We start from the raw sequence: 25,956 nt of genomic DNA, 5'->3' as shown, positions 1-25,956 counted from the left end.
CCTGCCATATCGTGTAAGCCGAATGCCCGCGCCAATGCCGGCGCAAGGCGTCGTCATAAGGATCGGCGGGACGGGAAACGGGTATCTGCATGCGGGAATTCACGGATGGCCGCCGCCGGCTGCGGCGGCCTGCCCGCTATGATACGCCGTCCCTCCAACGCTGCGGACACAAGCCGGCCCCACAAGAATCGGCCCCCGCGGCACGTCGGAACGGACGAGCGTCACGCCGGCCGTGAAGCTCCTCCGGGCGCTTTATACCCAACGGGTATGGATCCTGCCTCAAACGGTCTTGGACAAGCGGGGACGATTGTTTCTATGATCGGCAATACCTGTTGAGAGCGCCATGACCACCAATTCCATTGCCATCGAACGCGTCGAAGTCATCCTGCTGGATGTACCGACCATCCGTCCCCACAAACTGTCCATGGCCACCATGTACCGCCAGACCCTGGTACTGGTGCGCATTACCGGCAATGACGGCATCACCGGCCTGGGAGAAGCCACCACCATCGGCGGCCTGGCCTATGGCGAGGAAAGTCCGGAGAGCATCAAGCTCAACATAGAGACTTACATGGCGCCGCTGCTCAACGGCGGCGATGCCGCCCAGGTGGCCGCGCGCATGCAGGTCCTGGACAAGCATGTGCAAGGCAACCGCTTCGCCAAATGCGCCATCGAGACCGCGCTGTGCGACGCCCAGGCCAAGCGTCTCGGCGTCCCTCTCTCCACGCTGTTCGGCGGCCGCGTGCGCGACTCGCTGCCGATCGCGTGGACGCTGGCCAGCGGCGACACGGCACGCGACATCGAAGAGGCTGAGAAAATGCTGGCGCAGCGCCGCCACAACATCTTCAAGCTCAAGATCGGAGCATGCAGCGTGCGCGAAGATGCCGCGCATGTGGCCGCCATCAAGCGCGCCGTGGGTGACCGGGCCAGCGTGCGGGTGGACGTCAACCAGGCGTGGAGCGAGACCGACGCCATGCTGGGCATGCGGCTGCTGGAAGACGCGGGCTGCGACCTGGTCGAGCAGCCGATCGCGGCCGCCAACGTGGAAGGGATGGCGCGCCTGCGCCAGAAGAATCGCATTGCGCTGATGGCCGACGAGGCATTGCACGGCCCGGCCGATGCCTACAATATCGCGCACCAGGGGGCCGCCGACGTCTACGCGGTCAAGATCAACCAATCCGCCGGCCTGTCCGGTGCGCAGCAGGTCGCCGCGATAGCGCGCGCCGCCAACATCGACCTGTACGGCGGCACCATGCTGGAGGGTGCGATCGGCACCATGGCCTCGGCGCAGTTGTTCGCCGGCTTCCCCAGCCTGGCCTGGGGCACCGAGCTGTTCGGACCGCTGCTGCTGACCGAGGAGATCCTCACCGAGCCGCTGGTTTACCGCGACTTCGAGCTGATGCTGCCGACCGGCCCTGGCCTGGGCATCACGCTGGACGAAGACCGCATCGCCCATCTGCGCCGCGACAACAAGCGCTGACCGGACAACCATTCCGCACGATCAATGAAACAGGAGACGATATGCTGTTCAAAGTCACAATGGATGTGCAACTGCCGCACGCCATGCCGAAAGAAGCTGCCGATGAACTCAAGCTGGCCGAGCGCGAGCTGGCGCAAAGCCTGCAGCGTTCCGGCAAATGGCGCCACCTGTGGCGGGTAGCGGGCCGCTACGCCAACGTCAGCATCTTCGACGTCGACGACGCCGCCGAACTGCACGACCTGCTGACCGGCCTGCCGCTGTTCCCCTACATGAAGATCGACGTGGAAGCGCTGTGCCGCCACCCATCGTCCATCCACGAGGATGACCGCTAACCCGCCCATCAGTCCGTGACGCCATGTCACGCCCTTCCATCCAAACCATAAAGAGAGAGTGAGACCAACATGGACAAACAAGCCATCGATGCAGTACTACGCAAAATCCAGGGCGCCGATTCCGGCGAGGAGGCCAGCCGTGTTCAAAAGATTGTCAACCGTATCGTGCATGACCTGTTCCACACGATTGAAGACTTTGATGTCCAGCCTGAAGAATTTTGGGCTGCCGTTCATTATCTGACCGAGGCCGGACGTAACGGTGAATACGGCCTGATCGCCGCCGGCCTGGGTCTCGAGCACTTCCTCGACCTGCGCATGGACGAGGCTGATGCACGGGCCGGCGTCAACGGCGGCACCCCACGCACCATCGAAGGCCCTCTCTACGTGGCCGGCGCGCCGGAAGAGAAGGCGTTCGCCCGCCTGGACCAGGACCCGCAGCCGGGCGAAGTTCTGTTCATGCAGGGCCAGGTGCGCGACATGGACGGCAAGCCGGTGGGCAACTCGCTGGTGGAAGTCTGGCACGCCAATCATCTGGGCGGTTACTCATTCTTCGACCAAAACCAGTCGCCGTTCAACCTTCGCCGCAGCATCCGCACCGACAGCGAAGGGCGCTACCGCTTCCGTTCGCGCGTGCCGGTCGGCTACAGCGTGCCGCCGGGCGGCTCCACCGACCAGTTGATGAAACTGCTCGGCCGCCATGGCACTCGCCCCGCCCACATCCACTTCTTCGTCAAGGCGCCGGGTTTCCGCACCCTGACCACGCAGATCAACATCGAGGGCGATCCCTTCCTGTGGGATGACTTCGCCTTCGCCACCCGCGATGGCCTGGTGCCTGTACTCACCAAGGTAACCGACGATGCTGCGATCCGCCGCGACGAACTGGATGGCCCGTTCTATTCCATCGACTTCGATTTCGTCCTGCACAAGGAACGGGACAATCTGCCCAAGGCCGAAGTGGTGCGCGACCATTTCACCGTCTGAACCGCAGTCGAAGGAAGATGAACCATGCAGACCACCGGACATCCGCCCCCTTTGCATTACACGCTGGAAGGCCCTGAGGACGCGCCGGTACTGGCGTTGTCCAATTCGCTGGGCACCAGCCTGTCGATGTGGGAGGCGCAAGCCGCCGCACTGCGCGGCAGGTTCCGCGTCCTGCGTTACGACACGCGCGGCCATGGCGCCAGCAGCGCCGTGGCCGGCCTGTCGAAGGACAGTGCCTTCACGCTGGCGCAACTGGGCCAGGATGTATTGGATCTGCTGGACCGCCTCGACATCGAACGCGCGCATTTCTGCGGCATCTCGATGGGCGGCATCACCGGCCTGTGGCTGGGCGTGCATGCCGGCCACAGGCTGCTCAGCCTGACGGTGGCAAACAGCGCCGCGCGCATCGGTACGGCGGAAGGCTGGAATATGCGGGCAGACTTGGTCACGAACGACGGAATGGCCGGCGTCGCGGCAGGCGCGGCGGGCCGCTGGTTCACGGCGGGCTTCGTGGAGCGATCGGCGGCGCTGATAAACGCCATGTCGGGAGAACTGGCGGCCTCTTCGGCCAACGGCTACGCAGCCTGCTGCCGAGCGCTGGCCGCGGCCGACCTGCGCGATAAGGTGGCGTCGATCAAGGTACCTACCCTTGTCATCGCCGGCAGCCACGACCCGGTGACCACCGTGGCCGATGCGCAGTTCATGTGCCGGCGCATCCCGGGGGCCGCCTATGCTGCGCTGCCCGCCTCCCACCTCTCCAACATCGAAGCGCCGCAAGCCTTCACCGGCGTGCTGGCCGAATTCATCGACGGCGACCTTCAGGCCTGATGCGCCAGATGTTCCTGCACGATGCGTCCGGCCATGTCGCGCAACTGGTCGAGCACTCGCGAGCGATCGCTGGCGCGGCAGTTCATGATCACCGGCGAGAAGATCCCCTTGTTCGATAGCGGACGATATTCCACGTCGGCGCGATGCAAGCCGCGCACCGAAGCCGGCACCAGCGCCACGCCCACTCCCGCGGCCACCAGGCCGACAGCGGTCTGCATTTCGTTGGCCTCCTTGACGATGTCGGGTCGCAGCCCGCGAGAGGCGAAGATGTCCAGCACCTGGTCGGCATAGCTTGGGCGCGGACGCGCCGGATAGAGGATAAATTTTTCGCCCGCCAGTTGCGCCAGGCTGACGCTGTGTTTCCCTAGCAAGGCATGGCCCAGCGGAAACACTGCCATCAGCGGCTCGTCTACCAACGTCTCGCAGGCGATGTCGGGATCGTTGATGGGTAGGCGGCCAAATCCCACATCGATGCGTCCGGATTTCAGCGCCTCCACCTGTTCCATCGTCGTCAGTTCGGCAAACCCGACCTCGATCTCCGGCTGGCCGGCGCGAAAACGCCTGATCAGCTCCGGCAGCAGGCCGTACATGGCGGAGGGGACGAAGCCCACGTTGAACCAGCGATTGCCGCCGTCGGCAATGCGTCGCGTGCCCTCCTCGATCTGCTCCAGCCGCGCCAGCAACTGCACCGTTTGCTCGTAGAAGAATTTGCCGGCCATGGTGAGAGCGATGGGCCGCGATTCGCGGTCAATCAATTCGGCCCCCAGCATCTCCTCGAGCTGGCGTATCTGCCTGCTCAACGGCGGCTGGGCGATATGCAGCAGCTCGGCCGCGCGGCTGAAGCTGAGCGTGCTGGCGACCGCATTGAAGTATCTGAGGTGGCGAAGTTCCAAGTCTGCTCCGTGAGGAAAATGGCAATCAGGCAATATCCCGGACCATGCAGCCGCACGAGACGGCCCGCTCGCCAGGAGCCAACGGTTGATGAAGTCCTCAGCAGTTTCAACCGTGTGCGCATTGCGGTCAAATTCGGATCAGTTATCCGCTGCATTTGCCGCGATCATGCGTGTCGGCAATCAGACCGGCATCCTCTTCCCGGCACCCCACCGCGCTCGGCGGCCGCCTGCCCCTGTCCGGCGGCGCCAAGGCCCGCGTTCTTGACAGCAGTCATCTCCGCCAGGACGGACACCGCGATCTCCGCCGGCAGGCGACTGCCGATGGCCATGCCGATGGGCGCGTGCAAGCGTGCGATCTGGCCCGGCCCGAGATCGAACATGGCCAACCTTTCCCGGCGGCGTTCGCTGTTGCGCTTCGAGCCGAGCGCGCCGACATAGAAGGCCGGCGACTTCAGCGCCTCCAGCAGCGCCATGTCATCGAGCTTGGGATCGTGGGTCAGCGCCACGATGGCCGTGTGCGGATCAGGCCTGATCTCGGCCACCACGTCGTCCGGCATTCCCGCCAGGCGCCTGGCTCCCGCGATTTGCCAGCCGTCTGCGTATTCCTCGCGCGGATCGCAGACCAGCACTTCGTAGTCGAGCGCCAGGGCCATGCCTGCCAGCACCTGCGAAAGCTGGCCTGCGCCGATCATCAACAGGCGCCAGCGCGGGCCGTACCATGTGGTGAAGGCGTCGTCGTCCAACTGCGGGCGGCGCATGTCCAATCCGTCGGCCACACCCTGTATCGCCACCGCACCAGTGTCCATGTCAAGGCGCCGGCACACCCGTCCATGCGCCTCGATAGCGGCCAATACTTCCTCCAGCCAGCCGGGGTCGGAGACCGACTCCTGCACCAGTTGCAGGGTCCCGCCGCAAGGCAGCCCGAAGCGCGCCGCATTTTCACGCGTCACGCCATAGCTGACCATTGATGGCGCAACGGCAGCCGCGCCGTCACGGCGCACGCGCTCGATGAGGTCGTCCTCGACACAGCCGCCGGAGACCGATCCCGCCACCATACCGTCCGAGCGCACCGCCACCATGGCGCCGGGCGGGCGCGGCGCGCTGCCCCAGGTCTGCGCCACCGTAAACAGGCGTGCCGCATATCCCTCGGCGCACCACGCGCGTACCGTGCGCAACACCTGCAAGTCCATACTTTCCATGCTCGCCCCCTCAAAATTCTGCCGCCGAGTGCGCCCTCCCGGCACCGCTCAGGCGGCGCCGAAACGGAATACGCCCATCGACAGCTTCACGTCGCCGGCCTGCCCGGCCAGCGACGCCGCCGACGCCGCTGCCTCTTCCACCAGCGCCGCGTTCTGCTGCGTGATCTGATCCAGCAACGACAAGGCTTGCCCGATCTGCAGCACGCCCTCATGCTGTTCGCTGCTGGCGCGCGCCATCTCCTCGATCAGTTGATTGACGCCGCCGATCGCGGAAACCACCTCGGCGATTGTCTTGGCCGAACCGTGCACCAGCGCGGTCCCGTTGCCGACACTGGCAATCGATGCCGAGATCAGACCGGCGATTTCCCTGGATGCCGCCGTGCTGCGCTGGGCCAGCGTGCGCACCTCGGCGGCCACCACCGCGAAGCCGCGGCCGTTCTCGCCGGCCCGCGCGGCCTCCACCGCCGCGTTGAGCGCCAGGATGTTGGTCTGGAAGGCGATGCCCTCCACCACCTTGACGATCTCGCCTATTTTCGCGGCGTTGGCCGCCATGCTCTCCATCATGGCCACGATACTGTCGAAGGCGCGGCCGCCCTCGCGGGCGACGCCGGCCGCCGCGCCTGCGCTGCGGCTGGCCTGCGCCGCATGCCCGGCATTGTTCTCAATGGTCGAGGTCAACTGCTCCATGCTGGAAGCAATCTCTTCCAACGAAGCCGCCTGGTTCTCGGTGCGGTGCGACAAGTCCATGTTGCCGGCAGCGATATCGACGCATGCACGCGACATGCCGTCCACGCCATGGCTCACCTCCCCAATCAGGGTGACCATGCTGCTTCTCATCAGAAGCAAGGCCCGTATCAAATCGCCGGCATGCGGCGCGGCCGATTCCGACAGCGGCGCTTCAAGGTCCCCGGCGGCGACCCGATAGGCGAAGTCGGTTGCCTCTTCAAGCGGCCTCATGAGGCGCGCCGCCTGCCACAGGCAGAGCGCAAGCATTGCCATCGACACCAGCGGGATCGCCACGATCAGCGCATGCAGCGCCCCGCTGGTCCACAAGCCGCCCGCCGCCAGGCCCATGGCCAATGTGACCGCCTGCGGTCCCAGCAGGGATTTGGCGAAGCTTGGCCGCACCAGCCGTTGCAGCAAGCCGACCGCGCCGGTTCTGACGAAACGTCCGCCGCGGACGGCCCAGCCGCGGGCGCGGTGCTCCTTGAACCGCGTCAACATCGCACTGGTGAAGGAAATCTGCTCCGGCGGCGCATACGTGCGTACCGAAGTCGAACCGACCACTCTGCCGCCCTCGCGCACCAGGGAGACATTGGTCATGGCCCAGATGGATTCGCCATTGCGCGCCTTGACGCGTGTCAGTCCGGCCCAGCGGCGCCCCTGCGTAATGGTGGTCTGACGCATATCCTTGATGGCCTCGGCCGGCGTCTCCGGATCGAGAAGCCTGGTGTAGGGCGTACCGACCAGTTCCTGCACAGGTATGCCCACCGCGTCGGCGAAGGCCTGATTGGCGTACGTGATGACGCCTTCGGAGCTGGTGCGGTTGATCAGGTACTGCCCCGGTCGCAACGAACGCGCCGCACTCGCCTGCATATGATTCATTTCCCCTCCCTGTCTTCGCCTGCCGCGGATTGCGGCCTTTCCCATCGGCATCAATAACGAATCTAATTCTGTTATCTGAAGACAATAGATGTCAAGGATTTTTGCCCGTTCCGCGCGCCTCCTGAAGATTCCGCAGCGCTGATGGCCTGCCGCCTCCGTACGGATTCGTCAGGAATCTACAACAGAACGGAAAAAATTTTGTGCGCTGACCGGACGATATTTCAGACTTGAGAATCTTGTAACTATCAGATTAATTTCAATATTTTTTATAAAATTTGCACCAAAACCGCAAACAAAAATACGCCGGCATAATTTTCGAGTGCATATCCTTCGATATCTGCACCATTTGTTTTCGTTCAGCGTCTGCCGTCCCCTCCTTCGCCATTTCCCGCCGGCCTCATGCGTGCTCTTCACACCGACAATAACGATTGAGATTCATTTTATTCATATTAAATAATGATGTTCATTATTAGAAAGAACGCATTGCAGTCTGATTCACCAGTACGCCCACCGTCGCCGGTGGTTTCCAAAGACGTCTCGACTATCAACTTGAAGGGGAACTAAAAGTGAAAAAAAGTTTGTCAGCCGCGGTCTGCACCGGGCTCTTCCTCGGCGCGGCAAGCGCCGCGGCCGTGGCCCAGAGCAGCGTTACCATCTACGGCATCATCGATACCGGCGTCGAATACCTCAACCACACCAATGCCGCGGGCCAGGGCAAGCTGCGCACGCTGCCGTTGACCGGCCTGCTGCCTTCGCGCATCGGCTTTCGCGGCACGGAAGAGCTGGGCGGCGGCCTGCGCGCCTTCTTCAACCTGGAAAGCGGCTTCGTTCCCACCACCGGCGGCATGGGCCAAGGCAACCGCCTGTTCGGCCGCCAGTCTAACGTGGGCCTCGCCGATTCCGTATGGGGCACGGTCACGCTGGGCCGCCAGTACAACATGACAGCCATCTCGATGATCAACGCCGACATCATGGGACCCGCCAACCACGGCCTGTCCAACATGGACTCCTACCTGCCCAACACCCGCAGCGACAATGCCCTGGGTTACATGAACAAGATCGGCAACACCACCGTCGGCGCAACCTACAGCTTCGGCCGCGACACCTCGACCGCCGGCGGTCCCGCGGCCACCAGTTGCGCGGGTGAAACTGCCGGCGACTTCCAGGCCTGTAAGCAATGGACGGCCCTGGTCAAGTACGACACCGCCACCTGGGGCGTCGCCACCGCCTACGACACCTTGCGCGGCGGTCCCGGCGCAGGCAACCTGCTGACCAGCAGCAACTACAAGGACAACCGCGCTTCGTTCAACGGCTGGTTCAAGGTTGGCGACCTGAAGCTCGGCGGCGGCCTGATCGCCCGCCATCTGCAACGCGCCGTCGATATCAACTACAACCTCTGGTACCTTGGCGCCAGCTATCCGCTGTCGCCGGCATTGCAGATCGAAGGCCAGGTCGCCCATCTGGACACCCGCAACTCGCCGGACGACAGCACGCTGGGCACCGCCCGTGCGATTTACTACCTGTCCAAGCGCACCAGCCTGTATGCCTCCTACGCGTATATCAAGAACCGCGGCAACGCGGCCATTGCCGTCAGCTCGGGCAGTACCGTGGGCGCCGGCCAGAACCAGTCCAGCGTGATGGCGGGCATCCGCCACACCTTCTGAACCGGCTGCTGCGGCAAGGCCCGCCATCCCGCATGGCTGGCCGCGACCGCAGCGGCGGGAGCAAGCAGCACGGCAGCACCGGTAGTTTTTTCGTTTGTTTTGAGGTCCCTCTTTTGCGGGGCATGCCAATGCATGTCCCGTTTTTTTATGGGCGCGCCGGAATGCCCTGAACAGGCAAAAAAAAGCGCCGGCAAGCCGGCGCTGCGCAACAGCCTGGCAACGGCCCTCAGAACGGGCGCATCTTGACCGGCTGCTGGCGTGCTTCGGAATGATGAAGCACATCCAGCACATGCGCCGGCGTGAACGGCTGGCGCCACACCGCCTGCGAAGTCGGCCGCAACGCATCGTTGACGGCGCACCAGATCGCGCCGATCGCGCCCACGGTGCCGGCCTCGCCCACGCCCTTGGCGCCCAGGCTGGTTTCACGCTCGGGCGTACTGACGTGGCCGACATGGATCTGCGGCATCTCCGAGGCCATGGGGATCAGATAGTCGGCCAGTGAGGCATTGCTCATCTGGCCGGTGTCGGAGTAGATGCAATGCTCGTAGAGCGCGGCGCCTATGCCCTGCACCACCCCGCCGCGCACCTGCTCGTCCGTCAGCAGCGGATTGACGATGCGTCCGCAGTCTTCCACCACCCAGACATCCAGCACCTTGACCAGGCCGGTCTCGATGTCGACTTCGACATGCGCGGCCTGGATGCCGTTGGCAGCGAAATATGGTTTGCCGGCGGGCGCGTAGCTGCGCTCGACGCTCATCTCGGGAATGCTCGACAGCTTGATGCCGGTGGAATCATAGTGCGCGCGCAGCGCGATCTCCTGCAGCGTGTAGAGGCGCAGGCCTTCGCCATCGACCACCACGCCGTCTTCGATGCCGAGCGTGGCGGCGTCAATGCCCGCCAGGGACGCGGCGATGGCCAGGATGTTGGCGCGCAACTGCGCCGCAGCCAGCAAGGCGGCTTCGCCGGCCAGCGAAATGCCGCGCGAAGCCCAGGCCCCGCCACCCAGCGGATCGCGTCCGGTGTCGCCGGCCGCCACCGCCACGTCGTCCAGCGACGTTCCCATGGCCTGGGCGATGATCTGGGTCAGGCCGGTGCGCGTCCCCTGGCCCTGATCGGTAGCGCTGGTGCGGCACACGATCTTTCCCGACGGCTGCAACGTCAGGCGAACGCCCTCCTTTCCCGCCACGCGCACCTGGTTGGGACCGTACAGCCCGGCGCCCACGCCGGTCAGTTCAACGAAGGTGCACAGCCCGATACCGCGGTAGATGCCTTTGCCGCGCAAGCTATCCTGGGCCAGGCGCAGGCCGCTGTAATCCATGTTCGTCAAGAGCTGGTCGAGGCAGGCATCCAGCGACAAGGGGCCGAGCGGAATACCGGCGGCCGACGGCAGCAGCGGCGCGTCATCGGGACGTGCGGGCAGATGGTTCTTGCGGCGGATTTCCACCGGGTCGATGCCGATGCCGGCAGCCGCGTCGTCAAGCAACTGTTCGATGATGGCGCTGGCGATCGGTTGGCCGACCGCCCGATAGGCGCCGGTGGGCACCTTGTTGACGAAGGCGCCGCGCACGCGGCCGCGAAACGCCGGCACCTGGTAGGCCGAACCGCACAGGTCCAGCGCCTGCAAGGCTTCACCGATGCTGGAGCGAGGATAGGCCGAGACGGCGCCGAAACAGAACAGCAAATCCACGTCCAATCCGCGGATGCGGCCGTCGGCATCCACTGCCAGGCGCGCCTGCGCGCTGGCATCGCGGGCATGCACGTCGGACACGAACGACTCCAGCCGGTCGGCCTGGAACTTGACCGGCCGCCCCAGCAACATGGCGATGGCGGCCACGGCGATCTCGTCGGCGTAGGCGTGCAGCTTGATGCCGAAAGCGCCTCCCACATCCGGGCTCATCACCCGGACCTTGTCCAACGGCAGGTTGAGCTGGGTGGCGAAGATGTCCTGCATCTGGAACGGCACCTGGTGCGACTGGTAGACCTCCAGCTCGCCGGTGCGCCGGTCGAAGCTGGCCAGGATGCCGCGCGGCTCCAGCGGCACGCCGGTCTGGCGGCCGAATTCGAAACGCCGGCCGGCCACATGCGCCGCACCGCCGAAAGCGGCGTCCAGGTCGCCCTTGCTGGTGTTGCGATCCAGCGCCAGATTGTGCTGAATGGCCGGGTGGCAGGGCCTGGCACCCGGCTCCAGGGCGGCGGCGGCATCCACCACCGGCTCTCCTTCTTCCCAATCGATCTCGATGGCCTCCAGCGCATCCTCCGCCTGGGCACGGGTCGCGGCGACTACCGCCACCACCGCCTCGCCCTGCCAATACGCTTCATCGATGGCCAGCGGATTCTGCGGGGCCGACACATGCGATGGCCACATCGCAAAGCGCGTGGTCCACGATGCGCACACCCGGGCCAGGTCGGCCCCGGTGAACACCGCCAGCACGCCCGGCATGGCCGCGGCGTTGTCCACATTGAGCGAATGGAAGCGCGCACGAGCGAAAGGGCTGCGATAAAACGCCACATGCTGCATGCCGGCCAGCGCAATATCGTCGAGGTAGCGTCCGCGTCCGGCGACGAAACGCTCGGCATCGGGACGGGCGACGCTGCGGCCTATCCACTGGCCTTCGGCCTGGCGCGCAGTGTCCTTCATGGCTGCTCCCCGCTGGCGGTCTCGATGGCGTCGACAATGGCCTGATAACCCGTACACCGGCAATAATTGCCGGAGATGGCGTCGCGGATCTCTTCACGGCTGGGGCAGTTGTTATGCTTAAGCAGTTCGCACGCGGTCATCAGCATCCCCGGCGTGCAAAAACCGCACTGCATGGCGTTGCGGGCGACGAAGGCGCGCTGCAGGCCGGCGATCTCGCCGGAATCGGACAAGCCTTCGATGGTGTCCACTTCCAACCCGTCAACCTGCACCGCCAGCATCAGGCAGCCGCGCACCACGGCGCCGTCGACACGCACATTGCAGGCGCCGCACACGCCGGCTTCGCAGCCGACGTGCGCGGCCGTCAGGCCCAGGTCCTGGCGCAGGAAATCGACCAGGTTGCGGCGCACCGGCACGCTATGGGCGGCAGGCCGGCCATTGAGGATGAAGGAAATTTCAGCGACATCGGTGACGATATCGGTGGCGATGAGCGCGTCATCCATGAGTGACTCCGATAGTGGCGGCAGGCTGGCGGGGAACATTGAAGGTGGACGACAGCACGCGGCGGATCATGGCGCGCGCCTGCAGGCGCTTGACGGCCGGGCTGCCGAAATGGTTTTCGTCGGGATTGAGTTCGGCCACCGCGGCCTCGGCGACGGCCTCGCCCAATGCCTCGCTCCAGGCCTGGCCTTCGGCCAGCGCGGCGGCGGCTTCCGAGAGGATGGGCCGGGGATCGGTGGCGAAGGTGGTCAGACGCAGATTGCTGATGACGCCTTCATTGAAACTGGCCCTCGCCGCCACACCGACCATGGCGAAATCGCCATGGCGGCGGCTCAGCTCATCGAAGCCGCAGACCTCATCCTCCAGGCACGAGGGATACAACACCTCCACCAGCATTTCGTCGTCGCGCCGCGCGGTTTCATACAGGCCGAAGAAATAATCCACGGCCGGCACTTGGCGCACGCCTCCATCGCGACTTTGCAAGATCAGCAATGCATCGAGCGTAACGGCGCAGGCCGGCATCTCGGCCGAGGGATCGGCCAGCGCCAGACTGCCGCAGGTGGTGCCGCGGTTGCGCACGGCCGGATGCGCGACGTGGCGCATCGCCATGGCAATGAGCGGCAGGTGGCGCGCCACCTCGATCGACGCTGCGGTTTCGGCATGGCGCACCAGCGCGCCGATGCGCACGTAGCTGCCATCTTCGGCCACCACGATGCCCTTGAGCGACTCGATGCGGTTGATGTCGATCAACAAGGCCGGCGCCGACAGACGCAGGTTGAGGGTGGCGAACATACTCTGGCCGCCGGCCAGAATGCGGGCGTCGCCGCCATATTCGGCCAGCAGCGCGCAAGCCTCTTCGACCGAAGAGGGACGGGCATAGTGGAAGCCGGAAGCCTTCATGCAAATTCCGATACAGTCAAAACCGTGAAACCCAAAAAACTAACAGTTACCGCGCGCCGGTGAAAGCTGCGGCGCAACACACGCGGCAGCTAGACCCCCATGTAACGATGCACCAGCGCCGGGTCGTCGCGCAATTGCTGCGAGCCGCCGCTCCAGGCCACACGGCCCTTTTCGATGACGTAATGGCGATCGGCCAGCGTCATCAGCGACTGGATGTTCTTGTCGATGACGATCATCGACAAGCCTTCGCGCTTCAATTCATGCAGCGCGCGCCAGATGTCGGCGCGCGCTACCGGCGCCAGGCCTTCCGTGGCTTCGTCCAGCACCAGCAGCGAAGGATTTGTCATCAGCGCCCGCGAGATTGCCAGCATCTGCTGCTCGCCGCCGGAGAGCTGCGCCCCCATGTTCTGGCGCCGCTCGGCCAGGCGCGGAAAGAATTCATAGACGCGCTTCAGGTTCCAGCGGCGCTGTTTTCCGCAACCGGCGCGCGCGGTGGCGACCAGGTTCTCTTCCACCGTCAGGTCGGCGAAGATCTGCCGCCCTTCCGGCACCAGCCCCAGCCCGCGCCGCGCGACTTCATGGCAGGGCAGGCGCTCGATGCGCTCGCCGCCGAAACTGATGCTGCCGGCCTTGGCCGGCAACAGGCCGAACAGGCATTTGACGGTAGTGGAGCGCCCCATGCCGTTGCGCCCCAGCAAAGTGATCACCTCCCCTTCGGCCAGCTCCAGCGAGATATCGAACAAGGCCTGGGCTTGTCCGTAAGCGGCTTGCAAGCCGCGAATGCCTAACAGTTCAGCCATGGGCGACTCCCGTGAATTCACCTTGTTCATCGCCCAGGTAGATGGCGCGGACTTCAGGATGGTTGCGAATCTCGTCGGGGGTGCCGCAGAAGGCGGCGCGCCCCGATACCAGTACCGTGATGCGGTCGGCCAGGGCGAACACGGCATCCATGTCGTGTTCGATAAGCAACATCGAATAGCGCCCCTTGAGCGATTGCAAGAGTTGTACCACCGCCGCCGATTCTTCGATGCTCATGCCGGCCATCGGCTCGTCCAGCAACAGCAGCCGCGGCTGCGCCGCCAACGCCATGGCCAGCTCCAACTGGCGTCGTTCGCCATAGCCGAGTTCGCCGGCGGCCGCATCGCGGCGCGCTTCCAGGCGCGTTGCGTGCAGGGCGTCCTCGGCCTGGCGACGGGCGTCCTCCTGCCCCATCATCGCGCGCCAGAAGCCATAGCCGCCGCCCTTGGCGCCGATTGCGGCCAGCACGGCGTTCTCCAGCACGGTGAATTCCTCGAAGATGGACGTGATCTGGTAAGAACGCAGCAAGCCGCGGCAGGCGCGCCCGTGCAGCGGAACCGCGGTGACATCCTCATCGCCGAGCCAGACTGCGCCGGCGTCGGGCCGCAGTTCGCCGGAGAGCTGATTGACCAGCGTGGTCTTGCCGGCGCCATTGGGTCCGATGATGGCATGCAGCTCGCCGGGGCGGATATCCAGCGAGACATCGTCGGTGACCAGCAGGCCGCCGAAGCGCTTGGTCAAGCCTTGGGTACGCAAGCCGATCATCGTTCGCCTCCGTTGGCCGGAGCGATGTTGCCGATTGCCGCCTTGCGCGCCGGGCGCGAGCGCCAAGCATCGAGCCAGACCAGCGCGCCCATCAGACCATCGCGACCGGCCAGCGCGATCACCACGATCATGGGGCCGAACACCAGCATCCAATGGTCGGTATAAGACTTCATGATTTCTTCGATGCCGATGAAGGCGAGCGCCCCAAGCAACGGACCGAATACCGTTCCCATGCCGCCCATCACCACCATCACGATCAGCTCGCCCGAGACTTGCCAGCTCATCAGGCCGGGAGACGCATAGGCGTTCAGGTTGGCCAGCAGGAAGCCGGATAAGCCGCACAGCACGGCCGATATCACATAGACGATCAGTTGGAAGCGCTTGGCGGGAAAGCCCAACGCATTGACCCGCGCCAGGTTCTGGCGCGAGCCGCGCAGGGCCATGCCGAAAGGCGCGCTGCGCAGCTTGTGCATCCACAGCAGCGTGGCGGCCAGCACCAGCCAGGCGGCGTAGAACAACGGCGTGGCCGCCCCCAGGTCGATGCCCGCTCCCAGCCGGCTGGTAGCGATGATGGACATGCCGTCGTCGCCGCCGAACTGCTTCAGGCTGACGAAGACGAAATAACCCATCTGCGAAAACGCCAAGGTGATCATGATGAAGCCGATGCCGCGCGTACGCAGGCTGATGGCGCCGGTGACAAGTCCCGTACAGGCGCACGAGAGCAGCACCAGAAGCAACTGCGGCCAGGCCGACTCCACCCCGGCCAGCGACGCCAGCGATACGCAATAGGCGCCCAGGCCGACGAACAGCGCATGGCCGAAGCCGATCAGGCCGGCGTAGCCCAGCACCAGGTTGAGGGCGCTGGCGGCCAATGCGTACACCAGGATGCGCGCCAGGAAACCGACATAGAATTGCGCCCCCAGCGCGGCGGCTGCCGGCGGAACGAACAGGAAGGCCAGCAGCAGCAACAGCGGCAACCACTGGCTGGGACGGGACAGAATAGGATTCATCGCTTGGCCACGAAAAGGCCCTGCGGACGCAACGCCAGTACGGTCGCCATCAGCAGGTAGATCAAAAGGGAAGCCAGCGCCGGGCCGGCCGCATCGGCCAACTGGCGGCTGACCATTTCACGCAGGACCATGGGCAGGAAGGCCCGTCCCATGGTGTCGACCACACCGACAATCAGGGCCGAATAAAATGCGCCCTTGACCGAGCCGATGCCGCCGATGACGATCACCACGAAGGTGGCGATCAGGACCGGCTCGCCCATGCCCACCTGCACCGACAGGATCGGGCCTGCCACGGCGCCGGCCAATCCGGCCAACGCCGCGCCGACCGCGAACAACAAGGCATTGAGGAACTTGATGTTGATGCCCAGCGCGCCGACCATCGCGGCATTGTTGGCGCCGGCGCGGATGAGCATGCCCAGGCGCGTCCGGTGAATCATCCAATAGCAGAGCACCGCGACCAGCAGGCCCACGGCGATCACGGCGAAGCGGTACAGCGGGTAAGCCATGCCGAACAGATCGATGCTGCCGTCGAGGAATTCCGGCACCGAGACGAACAGCGGCTGCTTGCCCCATAGCATGGACGACAGTTCATTGAAGAACATGATCATGCCGAAGGTCGCCAGCACATGGTTCAGGTGGTCCTTGCCATACAGGCGCGCCACCGCCACGCGCTCCAGCGCCACGCCGATGGCCAGGCAGCCGGCCAGCGCGGCGACCAGCCCCAGCATGAAACTGCCGGTGGCGTTGGCGACCGAAGCCGCGATGTAGGCGCCCATCATGTACAGCGAACCGTGGGCCAGGTTGACGAAGCTCATGATGCCGAACACCAGGGTCAGGCCGGCTGCCAGCAGGAACAGCAGGACCCCGTATTGCAGCCCGTTGAGCAATTGCGCGAACAGTAGCATGGCAGGCTCCGCTCACTTCAACGGACAGGCGCCGACATAGGCATCCTTGTGGTCCACCAGCGGCGTGGCCACCAGCTTGCCCTTGACCTGGCCGCCTTCCTTGACGATCTCGAAGGCGTAGTAATTCTCGATGGGCATGTTGTTGGTATTGAAGCGGAACGGTCCGCGCACGGACTTGAATTCGGCGCCTGCGGCCTTGACCGCGGCGGCGAAGGCCGCCTTGTCGCCGGTGTTGCCATTGACCTTGCGTACCGCCACATCCAGCAGGTAGGCCGCGTCGTAGGCGTTGGCGGCATAGGTGCTGGGCATGCGCTTGTACTTGGCTTCGAAGGCCTTGACGAATTTCGCGTTGGCGGGATTGTCCAGCGCCGGATTCCAGGTATTGCCGCTGACGACGCCCACGGCCGCCTCGCGCAGCGCCGGCAGGTTGGTGCCGTCAACGGTGAAGGTGGAGTACACCGGCACCTTGCCGATCACGCCGGCCTGCTTGAGCTGCTTGGTAAAGTTCACGCCCATGCTGCCCGGATAGAACATGAAGATGGCGTCCATCTTGCTCATCTGCAGTTGCGTGATTTCAGCCGAATAGTCGGTCTGGTTGATCTGGGTGTAAACCTCGGCGGCGATGCCGCCCTTGTACCAGCGCTTGAAGCCGGCCAGCATGTCCTTGCCGGCCTGGTAATTGGGCCCCATCAGATAGACGTTCTTGTAGCCCCTGTCCTGCATCAGCTTGCCGATGGCCTCGCCCGAGCCGTCATTGGGATAGGCGATGGAAAACACGTTGGCGCCGCATTCCGCGCCGGCCATCGGCGAAGGGCCGCCGGCCACCGCGATCGACACCACGCCCGACTCCTTCAGGCGGCGCAGGTTGGCCATGATGATGTTGGAATAACCCAGGCCGACGATGGCATCGACGCGGTCGAGCTCGATGAATTTGCGCATGACCTGGGAGCCCACGTCCGGCTTCATCTGGTCATCGCCTTGCAGCACCGTGACCGGCTGGCCGCCGAGCTTGCCGCCCAACTGCTCCACGGCCAGGCCGAAGCCGTCGATGTACTCCTGGCCGTCGGCGGCCATCGGGCCTGAGAACGGACCCGACAAGCCGATCTTCACATCAGCCATCGCATTGAGGCAAACCACCATGGCGCCGATGGCGACCAGCATCGACTTCACTTCAGCAGATTTATTCATCTTCATTCCTGTTCGTGGCGTAAGGTTGAACTGCGGGTGCTGCTTGCTGCGTAGGAGGGGAAGGCGCCGGGCTCAACGCGTCATGCGCGACCACATGCTCCTGACGGCTCCGGGCGCCTTCGCTGGCGCGTCGGCGGGAGGTGTTTCGGCCGCGACATCGGGCGCTTCGGCGGCAGGGTCGAATACCTTGACGAAGCGTGCGAAGAAGTCGTCGGCCATCTTTTTGGCCGAGCTGTCGATGAGGCGTGCGCCGAGTTGCGCCAGCTTGCCGCCGACCTGTGCACGCACTTCGTATTGCAGCAGCGTGCCCTCGCCTTCGGCGGGCTCGGCCAGCTTCACGGACGCCGTCCCCTTGGCGAAACCGGCCATGCCGCCCTGCCCTTCGAAGACGATGGCGTAGGCATCCGGCGCGACGATGTCCCTGAGCGTCATCCTGCCCTTGAACTTTGCCGCCACCGGGCCGATCTTGATCGCCATGGCGACGTCGTATTCGTTCTCGCCGACCAGTTCCAGCTTCTCGCAGCCGGCGATGCAGCCGCGCAGGGTTTCGGGCGCGTTCAGCGCTTCCCAGACGGCCTGGCGTAGTGCGGGGACGATGCGTTCGCTAATCATTTCCATGGTGCTGCGCTCCTTATTGAATGGTGATTCCCGCCTGGCCTCAATGGGCCAGCAGCAGGCGTTGTATGTCGGCCGTGTCGGGCGTTGGTGCGTGAGCCAGGATCAGCATCAGCAGGATGCGCAGCTTGGCGGGCGCCAGGTCGCCGCCGGCCAGCACGCCGTCGCGGCGCAGGAAATCCTGCGGCGGCACCACGCCGCGCGGTGCGCGTGTGGCCTGCACCACCACCACGCCAGCCTTGACCGCGCACTGCAACGCCGCGCGTTCGCCGTTGGCCGGACGCCCCGGCGCCAGCCCGATGCTGATGATGCCGCGCGTGCCGGCGCGCAGCAGGCCGTCGATGGCGGCGCCATCGGCGCCTGCATACGACACCACCATGTCCACCCGCGGCAATTCCCGCCACTGTGCAAGCGGCCGCAACATTCGCTCGCTGCCCGCCACCGTCGCGCGGCGCAGCACCACGGCGCCATCGGCATCGACCCGCCCCAACGGCCCATAGGGCGCCGCCTCGAAAGCGTGAAGCTCGAAACTGGCGGCCTTGGTGACATCGCGTGCCGCAAAAACCATGCCATCCATGACCGCCACCGTGCCGATGCCGGCGGCCTGCGGCGCCGCGGCCACGCAGAGTGCGGCGCGCAGATTGGCCTGGGCATCGCTGCCCGACGTGTTCTGCGGGCGCTGCGCGCCGGTCACCACCACCGGCTGGCGCAAGTCCAGCGCCAACTGCAGGAACCAGGCCGTTTCTTCCAACGTGGCCGTACCGTGGGTGACCACGAAGCCATCGATGCCATCATCTTCGCGCGCGGTCTTCTCGATCAGCCGCGCCAGTTCCAGCCAGTCTGCCGGCACGATGCCGGTGCTGCCGATCATGCGAAACGAGATCAGCACCACGTCCATGTCCAGCCCCAGCTCGTCGAGCTGGGGAATCAGGGCCTCGATCGGATGCACCACGCCGCTTTCGCCATATTCGACCCAGTCGAAGCAATGGCGCGCATGCATGGCAAAGGTGCCGCCGGTACCGATCACGGCCACTTTCGGGCGACGGTTGCGATTGCCTGCCATATCAGTCCGCCAGCTTGATGAACAAGGCATCGCCGTCGCGCCGCACGCCGTGGCTGCGCACGTCGCGCGTCAACGGCGCGGTCAGCGCCTTGCCCGAACGAAGGTCGAACAGGCCGGCGTGCAAGGGGCATTCCACCTCGAAACCATCGACGTCGCCTTCAGAGAGCCTGGCGTTGCCGTGGCTGCAGATGTCGTCGATGGCATAGACCTGGCCGTCGACCAGGAACAGGCCGATCTGTACTTCCTCGATCTTCATCGAACGGCAGGCGCGGGTACCGAACACCTCGGCCATGCTGCCCAGCGCCACCCAGCCTTCGACCGCCTCCGATGGCGCGCTCACAGGCCGGCCCTCAGTTCCAGCAACTTGGCTTCATGCACTTTCAGGGCGCCGACCAGGTCGCGCACACGAGTCACGCCGCGCCGTTCGCAATACGCCTGGATGCCGTCGATAATGCGCGGCATGGCGTTGGGGCTGATGAAGTTGGCGGTGCCGACCTGCACCGCGCTGCAGCCGGCCAGCAGGTATTCGATGGCATCCTCCGCACTGCTGATGCCGCCGCAACCGATGACCGGGATCTTCACCGCCTGCGCCGCCTGGTAAGCCATGCGCAGAAGGATGGGCTTGGTCGCCGCACCCGTGATGCCGCCCATCAGATTGGCGACCTTGGGTTGATGGCTATCGATGTCGATGGCCATGGCGAGGATGGCGTTGGAGCTGACCAGGGCATCGGCCCCGCCCTGCTCGGCCGCACGCGCGATGACGGCGATGCTGCCGACATTGGGCGAAAGCTTGGCCCAGATCTGCAGGTCGGTGCAGCGCTTCATCGCGCGGATCACCGCTTCGGTGGCTTGCGGATCCATGCCGAACGCCATCCCATCCTTCTTCAGGTTGGGGCAAGAGATATTGGCTTCGATCGCAACCACGCCGGGCACGCTGATGCGTGCGGCCAGCTCGCCGAACTCCTCCACCGTGTTGGCCGAGATGCTGGCCACCAGCGGCGGCGAGTAGCGACGATAGAAAGGCACCAGCTCTTCAAGGTAATGCTCCGGTCCCTTGCTGGGGATGCCGATGGAAAACAGCGTGGAATTGTTGAGTTCGGCCACGCGTGGCGGCGTGTTGCCCTCGCGCAGGTCGTTGGTGATGGTCTTGGTGACGATGGCCCCGAGGCGGTTGATGTCGATCACCTTGGCCATGCCCTCGGCGAAGGTGCCCGAACCCGGCATCACCGGGTTGTTCAGGCTCAGTTTGCCGATCGATACGCTCATGTCTACCATGTCACTGTCTCCTGCGCGTCGAACACCGGACCATCCCAGCACACGCGCCTGTAACCCATCTTTTCCGAATCCGCTCCCTTGCGGAACGGCCGCACGCAGGCAAAGCACATGCCTAGCGCACACCCCATGTGCTGTTCCAGCGCCACTTGCGCCGGCACTGCCAATTCCTTGCCCAACCGTTGCAGCGCCAGCAGGAAGCGGTTCGAACCGCAGGTGGTCAGCAGGTCGAAAGGCAAGCCGGCATGCAGCTCACGCACCATTTTTTCAATATGGACGATGTCGCTGCTGCCATCCTGGTCATGCACCACGATAACCTCGGCGCCGACCGAACGCAGGTAATCTTCCGACATCACCAACGCCGGCGAACGGGCGCTGAGGATGGCGGTCACGCGGGCGCCGCGCGCCACCGCGTATTGCGCCAGCGGCGCCATGGTGGCCAGCCCGACGCCGCGCGCCAGCACCAGCACATGGCGCGCGCCGTCGGGCAACGCAAAGCCTTTGCCGACCGGGCCGAAGGCGTCCAGCGTGCCGCCCGGCTCCAGCGTGGCCAGGCCGCGCGTGCCGGCGCCCTGGACCTTGTAGAGGAACTCGATGGTGCCGGCCTCGACGCTGACGCGATACAGGCTCATCGGCCGGCGCAGGTAAGGCGCATCGTTGCCCGAGGGCGGGCAACTGAGGTGGAAGAACTGGCCGGGCAGGACCGCCAGGGCGACCTTGGGCGCTTTCAATACAAGGTGCTTGTATTCGGCGTTGACCCATTCGTTGCTGATGACCTCGCACAGGTTTTCTGCGATCGGAAAATCGCCGCAGGCGTTCCCTCCTGGCGCTGCCGTGTTGGCTTGGATGCTTTTGATCATGATGTGGATGCTTGGTTGATGGGTAGCGATGCGCGCCGCGCGGCATCGTTGATCTGTTCGAAGGAAGTCACCAGCGGGAAAGGACCGCCCGCCATCGGCAACATCTGGGTCTGGTCGAAGCGCATGCGCGAACACAGCCAGTTGCCGTCTTGCTGGCGCGCATATTCCTCGTAGGTCAACGCGCCCAGCAGTACCGCCTGCTTGGTTTCTTCGCGCAGGGCGACTTGCCATAACCGCCAGTGGGCGGAAGCGCTGTCGCCGTCGACCGTGATTTCCGGACTGCCGTAGTAATGCAACGCATAGCACCATGGCGAGCGATTGAACCATTCGGCCAGCGCTTCGCGCCCGACCAGGCTGGAGCCGAATTCGGCGCCGCCTTCCCAGACTGCGTCTTCGGTAAAGCAGGCGGCCTGGGCGCGCGCGATCTTGTGCATGCGCACCGCCGGCTGCCGCTGATAGCTGGCGGTGTATTTCTGGTCGGCCAGGCTGGCGTAACGTGCCTTGAGCTGGCGGATGGCTTCGGCCGCTTCCAGCGCGGCCAGGCGTTGTTCCATGTTCATCATGCGCGGGCCAGCTCCTTGAGCGAAATCGCGGTGTCGCTCAGCGTTGCCGGTTCGACCTCGGCCTGGCGCCGCGCCAGGATTTCGAGCTGCTTGCGTTCGCGGCCGCAGTCGACCAGCATGCCGCCGGCCACCTTGCCCTCATGCAGCCACAACAGGACCCCGCCCTGTTCGCCCGGGGCAATCCGCGACACCACCAGGTCGCCCGGGGTATAGATGCCGACCACCTGGATATTGCGTTCGTGCTGGTCGGTCCACATCCAGGGCATCTCTTCATACGCCTCGCCGCTTCCCATGATGGACGCCGCGACGGCGCGCGCCTGGTTCTCTGCGTTGCGCCAGGTTTCCTGGCGCACATGGCGGCCGTAGAGCGGATTGAAGCTGTTGGCGATATCGCCCACGGCGTAGCACCAGGGCGCGGCCGGGTTGCGGCACCGGGCATCGGTAAGCACGCCGTTGTCGAGCGCCACGCCGCTGCCCGCAAGGAAAGCCGTGGCCGGCGTGATGCCGACTGCGGCCAGCACGAGGTCCGCATCGAACTGCAGTGCCTGGCCGGCACGGCTCGCCTGCGCCGACAACACACCATCCGCACGCCGGATGGCCTCGACCGCGACGCCGGTCTCCACCCGTACGCCGCGCTCTTCATGCAGCGCCTGTAACCACCGCGAACCTTCCGGCGGCAAGCAGCGCGCCATGATGCGCGGCCCCGTTTCGAGCACGGTGACATGCATGCCGAGCGCGGCCGCCGATGAGGCCGCCTCCATGCCGATCACGCCGCCGCCGATCACCAGCAGCCGGCGGCCTTCGGCCAGGGCGCCGCGCAAGGCCAGGCAATCGTCGATGCTGCGCAGGGTGCGTACCTCGGGAAGATCGCCGCCGACGACGGTCAGCTTGCGGGCATGGCCGCCGGCAGCGACCACCAGGATGTCGAAGGCGATGGTTTCACCGCTGTCAAGGCGCGCCACGCGGTCGGCGCCGACCGCCGCGATGCGGCCGTTCACGGCGGCGACCTGCTGTTCATCGCGCCAGAATTCGCGCGGCTCCAGCATGATTTCTCCCACGGTCTTCCGGCCCAGCAGCAATTCCTTGGACAGGGCCGGCCGCTCGTAGGGGGCATGCGACTCTTCGCCGACCATGGTGACGCGGCCCGTGAAGCCGGCCGCACGCAGCGCTTGCGCCACGCGTCCGCCTGCATGCCCGGCGCCCGCGATCAATACGTGCGGCGCGCTCATGTCGGCTCCTGCGGCGGCGGATTGTCGAGCCTGGTGATGACACGGTACAAGGCGCCTCGTTCGCTCTGGCAGGTCCAGCGGCGCGGCTCGCGAGGCGGAATGATGATGCCTTCGCCCGGCGACAATTCGTAACGTTCGCCGGCGGCCTCCACCAGGAAACTGCCGGCCAGCACGGTCGCCACTTCCTCGCCCTGGGGATCGGCCGCCGCCTCGCTTTGCTCCCCGCAGGTATAGGTGGAGATGCCGATGGACAGGTGCTCGCCGTCGACGATCGCCGATTGCGAAGGCGCGCCCGGCGCCTGCCAGTCGATCTCGAGACGTTCGCAATGGCGCTCGCCCGCGGCGAGTTGTTGTTGCGCGATCATGTCAGTTGCTCCTGCCCTTCAGGGGGTAATAAGGGGTGGAATCTTCCGGGCCGTATTCCTTGCGGGCCGGCGTCACGACGTTCAGGCGCAGCGACACGCCTTCCGGGCCGAAGCGGTTGCTGCCGTAGTGCATGGTGCCGGCGGGAATGATCAGGGCGTCGCCGCTGTCCATCACCGATTCCCAGTCGCTCTGTTCGCTGTCGCTGCTCTCGAACACCGAGCAGCCGCCGCTCAGTTGCAGCGAAGCCTCTTCGCCATGGCTGTGCGACTTGGCAGGCAGGTCGCGGCCTTTCTCTTCGACGAACTTGACCACCGCCACGCTGACTGTTGCGCCGAACATGTGCTTGCCGTACAAACCGTCGGCGACGATTTCCTTCAGGTTGTCATCGATGGCGAAGATCCTGCATTTGGGCATGGTGTGCTCCTGGCTGGAATAGCGTGAATCGGGAACGCCTCAGATCGGCGGACGCATGATGAAATTTTCGTCGGCGGCGAAGCGCGAGAACGCATAGCCGTCGACCACGCCAGGCTGGTTATAAGCCTCCACCGCCGGTGCGACTTCGGCCAGCGACAGCAGCATGTGCATCAACGCCGCCTCTCGCGGAGGCATGGCCTCCAGCGGGAACGCGTTGAGATAGGCGACGATGGCATCCACGTCGGCCAGCATCGCGTCCTTGAAGGCGATGATGTCGCTCATGGCGCTGGTGTTGCGCATGCGGGTGCGTTCGGTTTCGGTCGCCAGGCTCCAGCCGATGAATGGCGACAGGTGCGCGAATTGCGCGGGCAGTTGTTGGGGAGTGGTCATGTCCTGTTCCTCACGCCTTGGTTTGTTCGTTGACAATGCGGTCGACCACGTAGGCGCCATGGCGCACCAGCAGCTCGAAGTCCTGCAGCAGCATTTCCTTCTTGATGCCGGTCTGCACCGCGGTCTGGGTGCGCTCCAGCGTGCTGAGGTCTTCCAGCAGCACGTCACGCAGCGCGACCTTCATGTACTCGAGGTAGAAGCGGCCGCCCGCGGTCTTCATTTCCGGGTAATACACACGCGCTTCCAGCAGGGTCTTGCCTTGCGAAATCGGGCGGAAGTTATAGGCCTGGAAGTAGTTCGGACGCAACGACAGGTAGAAGTCGGGGAACACCACGTTGATGTCGAACAGCCAGTTTTCATGGCCGGTCCAGTTCATGCCGCGGGGCAGGTCTTCCTTGCGGAAGTGGTAGCTGGCCGCGCCCATGCCGGCGCGCAGGGCGGCCGCGGCGATCGGTTTTTTCGCAGCGGAGTCGGCAATGGTCTGCCTGGCCGCCTCGCCGCCGGCAGTCACCGCATTGGGATTGCCGTACACCGACTTGGGATTGCCCGCAATCGACAGCCGGCGATGGAATTCACCGCACTGGGCATCGAGCGGCGGCATGGCGCCATCGGCGGCAGTATCGATGGCGTCGGCAATCGAACGGCCATGTACGTAGGCCACATGGTAGGCCTCCTGGAAGGCGTCCAGCGCCAGTTTCCAGTTGCAGTTGACCACCGTGGTCCATTGGAAACCGGTGGTGATTTTGTCGAATGGATAGCCTTCGATGTCGCCGAACATCGGCTTCATGAAATCGGCCAGCGACAGCGCGGGTTCGGGATCGAGGTTGATGAAGATAAAACCCTGCCAGACATCGCAGGCAACCCGGGACAGGCCGTGGTCGCATTTGTCGAAGTCGAAGAAGGATTCTTCCTCCGGCACGCCGGTGAGATTGCCTTCCAGGTCGTAAGCCCAGCCATGGAACTTGCAGAAGAACTTGCGCGCCTGGCCGCGCTTCTCGTAGACGATCTGGTTCATGCGGTGCGAGCAGACGTTGTGCATGGCGTTGATGCCGCCCTTCTTGTCTCGCACGACGATGATCGACGCTTCACAAGCATCCAGATCCTTGACGAAGTAGTCGCCGGCATTGGGGATCTCCTCCACGCGGCCGACGTGCAGCCAGGTCTTCTTGAAGATCCTGGCCTGCTCCTTGTCGAAGTACGGGGCCGAGATATACGGCTCGACCGGCACCGGCCCCTTGCCCAGCTCGGGATAGCGGTCGTGCAAATGCAGCTTGATGACTTTATTCATGAGCTCTCTCAATCGTGGATGGCGGGCCCGTTTTCCTCATGGGCCTCAGAACAAAAAGCCTTAATAACGAACATCATTCTGTATTCGCGAAAAATGAATGTCAAGCATTTTTGATCTCAATCATGGCAATTGTTTTTGGCCAATAAAAACGGCTGCCATTCCGCCACAGTCATGCTGCACCACAATATTTTCAAGGAATGCGGGAAAGCAGG

General features: G+C 64.7%; 27 protein-coding genes. 5 read left to right on the top strand and 22 right to left on the bottom strand.

Translation table 11 applies throughout. From position 1 onward, the window contains the following. Positions 1-343: 343 nt before the first annotated feature. From RV1423_RS20095 to pcaD, 4 genes are all read left to right on the top strand, one after another. Positions 344-1,480 (top strand): muconate/chloromuconate family cycloisomerase, encoded by a 1,137-nt coding sequence (locus RV1423_RS20095; protein ID WP_034300507.1) that lies wholly within the window; start codon positions 344-346, stop codon positions 1,478-1,480. Between the two features lie 41 nt (positions 1,481-1,521). Continuing rightward, positions 1,522-1,812, top strand: coding sequence for a muconolactone Delta-isomerase (gene catC / locus RV1423_RS20090; protein ID WP_034300505.1), 291 nt, complete (start codon positions 1,522-1,524; stop codon positions 1,810-1,812). A gap of 69 nt (positions 1,813-1,881) precedes the next feature. Continuing rightward, entirely contained in the window at positions 1,882-2,793 is a 912-nt protein-coding gene (gene catA / locus RV1423_RS20085) for a catechol 1,2-dioxygenase (protein WP_034300503.1), read from the top strand. 24 nt (positions 2,794-2,817) lie between these two features. Beyond that, entirely contained in the window at positions 2,818-3,621 is an 804-nt protein-coding gene (pcaD, locus tag RV1423_RS20080; protein WP_034300500.1) for a 3-oxoadipate enol-lactonase, read from the top strand. Here pcaD and RV1423_RS20075 read toward each other — a convergent pair. From RV1423_RS20075 to RV1423_RS20065, 3 genes are all read right to left on the bottom strand, one after another. Beyond that, the gene (locus RV1423_RS20075; RefSeq protein ID WP_034300498.1) at positions 3,612-4,514 is read right to left on the bottom strand and encodes a LysR family transcriptional regulator; all 903 of its coding nucleotides are present in this window, start codon (positions 4,512-4,514) and stop codon (positions 3,612-3,614) included. The genes pcaD and RV1423_RS20075 overlap by 10 nt on opposite strands. 164 nt (positions 4,515-4,678) lie before the next feature. Further along, the gene (locus RV1423_RS20070) at positions 4,679-5,713 is read right to left on the bottom strand and encodes an XdhC family protein (RefSeq protein WP_051516809.1); all 1,035 of its coding nucleotides are present in this window, start codon (positions 5,711-5,713) and stop codon (positions 4,679-4,681) included. Between the two features lie 48 nt (positions 5,714-5,761). Next, positions 5,762-7,318 carry a methyl-accepting chemotaxis protein gene (locus RV1423_RS20065; RefSeq protein ID WP_034300495.1) on the bottom strand — a complete coding sequence of 519 codons (1,557 nt, stop codon included), beginning with the start codon at positions 7,316-7,318 and terminating at the stop codon, positions 5,762-5,764. A 566-nt stretch (positions 7,319-7,884) separates the two neighbouring features. Here RV1423_RS20065 and RV1423_RS20060 point away from each other — a divergent pair. Next, positions 7,885-8,982, top strand: a complete 1,098-nt coding sequence (locus RV1423_RS20060; protein ID WP_034300493.1) for a porin — start codon at positions 7,885-7,887, stop codon at positions 8,980-8,982. Between the two features lie 226 nt (positions 8,983-9,208). Here the strand turns inward: RV1423_RS20060 and RV1423_RS20055 are convergent, their stop codons facing one another. The 19 genes from RV1423_RS20055 to RV1423_RS19965 all read right to left on the bottom strand — a co-directional run bounded on the left by RV1423_RS20055 (position 9,209) and on the right by RV1423_RS19965 (position 25,744). Beyond that, complete coding sequence (locus RV1423_RS20055) at positions 9,209-11,620, bottom strand: xanthine dehydrogenase family protein molybdopterin-binding subunit (RefSeq protein ID WP_034300490.1); 2,412 nt, start codon at positions 11,618-11,620, stop codon at positions 9,209-9,211. Beyond that, positions 11,617-12,120: a (2Fe-2S)-binding protein gene (locus RV1423_RS20050; RefSeq protein WP_051516808.1), complete on the bottom strand. Its 504-nt coding sequence runs from the start codon at positions 12,118-12,120 to the stop codon at positions 11,617-11,619. Before RV1423_RS20050 ends, RV1423_RS20055 begins: the two co-directional genes overlap by 4 nt. Continuing rightward, entirely contained in the window at positions 12,113-13,018 is a 906-nt protein-coding gene (locus tag RV1423_RS20045) for a xanthine dehydrogenase family protein subunit M (protein WP_051516807.1), read from the bottom strand. The genes RV1423_RS20050 and RV1423_RS20045 overlap by 8 nt, the downstream gene beginning before the upstream one ends. Positions 13,019-13,107: 89 nt before the next feature. Next, complete coding sequence (locus RV1423_RS20040; protein ID WP_034300488.1) at positions 13,108-13,818, bottom strand: ABC transporter ATP-binding protein; 711 nt, start codon at positions 13,816-13,818, stop codon at positions 13,108-13,110. Next, on the bottom strand, positions 13,811-14,581 hold the full coding sequence (locus RV1423_RS20035; protein ID WP_034300486.1) for an ABC transporter ATP-binding protein: 771 nt from the start codon (positions 14,579-14,581) through the stop codon (positions 13,811-13,813). The genes RV1423_RS20040 and RV1423_RS20035 overlap by 8 nt, the downstream gene beginning before the upstream one ends. Continuing rightward, a complete protein-coding gene (locus RV1423_RS20030) occupies positions 14,578-15,591 on the bottom strand; it encodes a branched-chain amino acid ABC transporter permease (RefSeq protein ID WP_034300484.1) in 1,014 nt (337 codons plus the stop codon). Before RV1423_RS20030 ends, RV1423_RS20035 begins: the two co-directional genes overlap by 4 nt. After that, the gene (locus RV1423_RS20025; RefSeq protein ID WP_034300482.1) at positions 15,588-16,496 is read right to left on the bottom strand and encodes a branched-chain amino acid ABC transporter permease; all 909 of its coding nucleotides are present in this window, start codon (positions 16,494-16,496) and stop codon (positions 15,588-15,590) included. The genes RV1423_RS20030 and RV1423_RS20025 overlap by 4 nt, the downstream gene beginning before the upstream one ends. A 12-nt stretch (positions 16,497-16,508) precedes the next feature. Next, a complete protein-coding gene (locus RV1423_RS20020) occupies positions 16,509-17,684 on the bottom strand; it encodes an ABC transporter substrate-binding protein (protein WP_034300480.1) in 1,176 nt (391 codons plus the stop codon). 72 nt (positions 17,685-17,756) lie between these two features. Further along, entirely contained in the window at positions 17,757-18,302 is a 546-nt protein-coding gene (locus tag RV1423_RS20015; protein ID WP_034300478.1) for a carbon monoxide dehydrogenase subunit G, read from the bottom strand. Positions 18,303-18,342: 40 nt separating this feature from the next. Next, entirely contained in the window at positions 18,343-19,362 is a 1,020-nt protein-coding gene (locus RV1423_RS20010) for an asparaginase (protein ID WP_081768906.1), read from the bottom strand. 1 nt (position 19,363) lies between these two features. After that, positions 19,364-19,702 (bottom strand): non-heme iron oxygenase ferredoxin subunit, encoded by a 339-nt coding sequence (locus RV1423_RS20005; RefSeq protein ID WP_034300474.1) that lies wholly within the window; start codon positions 19,700-19,702, stop codon positions 19,364-19,366. Then, positions 19,699-20,637: a dihydroorotate dehydrogenase gene (locus RV1423_RS20000; RefSeq protein WP_034300472.1), complete on the bottom strand. Its 939-nt coding sequence runs from the start codon at positions 20,635-20,637 to the stop codon at positions 19,699-19,701. The genes RV1423_RS20005 and RV1423_RS20000 overlap by 4 nt, the downstream gene beginning before the upstream one ends. After that, positions 20,631-21,494, bottom strand: coding sequence for a dihydroorotate dehydrogenase electron transfer subunit (locus RV1423_RS19995; protein WP_034300470.1), 864 nt, complete (start codon positions 21,492-21,494; stop codon positions 20,631-20,633). Before RV1423_RS19995 ends, RV1423_RS20000 begins: the two co-directional genes overlap by 7 nt. Further along, the gene (locus RV1423_RS19990) at positions 21,491-22,057 is read right to left on the bottom strand and encodes a nuclear transport factor 2 family protein (RefSeq protein ID WP_034300468.1); all 567 of its coding nucleotides are present in this window, start codon (positions 22,055-22,057) and stop codon (positions 21,491-21,493) included. The genes RV1423_RS19995 and RV1423_RS19990 overlap by 4 nt, the downstream gene beginning before the upstream one ends. Beyond that, the gene (locus tag RV1423_RS19985) at positions 22,054-23,286 is read right to left on the bottom strand and encodes an NAD(P)/FAD-dependent oxidoreductase (protein ID WP_034300466.1); all 1,233 of its coding nucleotides are present in this window, start codon (positions 23,284-23,286) and stop codon (positions 22,054-22,056) included. Before RV1423_RS19985 ends, RV1423_RS19990 begins: the two co-directional genes overlap by 4 nt. Then, positions 23,283-23,651 (bottom strand): cupin domain-containing protein, encoded by a 369-nt coding sequence (locus tag RV1423_RS28625; protein ID WP_051516806.1) that lies wholly within the window; start codon positions 23,649-23,651, stop codon positions 23,283-23,285. Before RV1423_RS28625 ends, RV1423_RS19985 begins: the two co-directional genes overlap by 4 nt. A 1-nt stretch (position 23,652) precedes the next feature. Next, positions 23,653-24,066 carry a cupin domain-containing protein gene (locus tag RV1423_RS19975; protein WP_034300464.1) on the bottom strand — a complete coding sequence of 138 codons (414 nt, stop codon included), beginning with the start codon at positions 24,064-24,066 and terminating at the stop codon, positions 23,653-23,655. A gap of 39 nt (positions 24,067-24,105) precedes the next feature. Next, a complete protein-coding gene (locus tag RV1423_RS19970; RefSeq protein ID WP_034300462.1) occupies positions 24,106-24,456 on the bottom strand; it encodes a hypothetical protein in 351 nt (116 codons plus the stop codon). A 10-nt stretch (positions 24,457-24,466) separates the two neighbouring features. After that, positions 24,467-25,744: an SRPBCC family protein gene (locus RV1423_RS19965; protein WP_034300460.1), complete on the bottom strand. Its 1,278-nt coding sequence runs from the start codon at positions 25,742-25,744 to the stop codon at positions 24,467-24,469. Between the last annotated feature and the right edge of the window lie 212 nt (positions 25,745-25,956).

It is taken from the genome of Herbaspirillum sp. RV1423 (assembly GCF_000577615.1).
Taxonomy (GTDB): Bacteria; Pseudomonadota; Gammaproteobacteria; order Burkholderiales; family Burkholderiaceae_D; genus Herbaspirillum.
The sequence above is the reverse complement of the archived record's forward strand: the minus strand, read 5'-3'. Positions and strand labels throughout refer to the sequence as shown.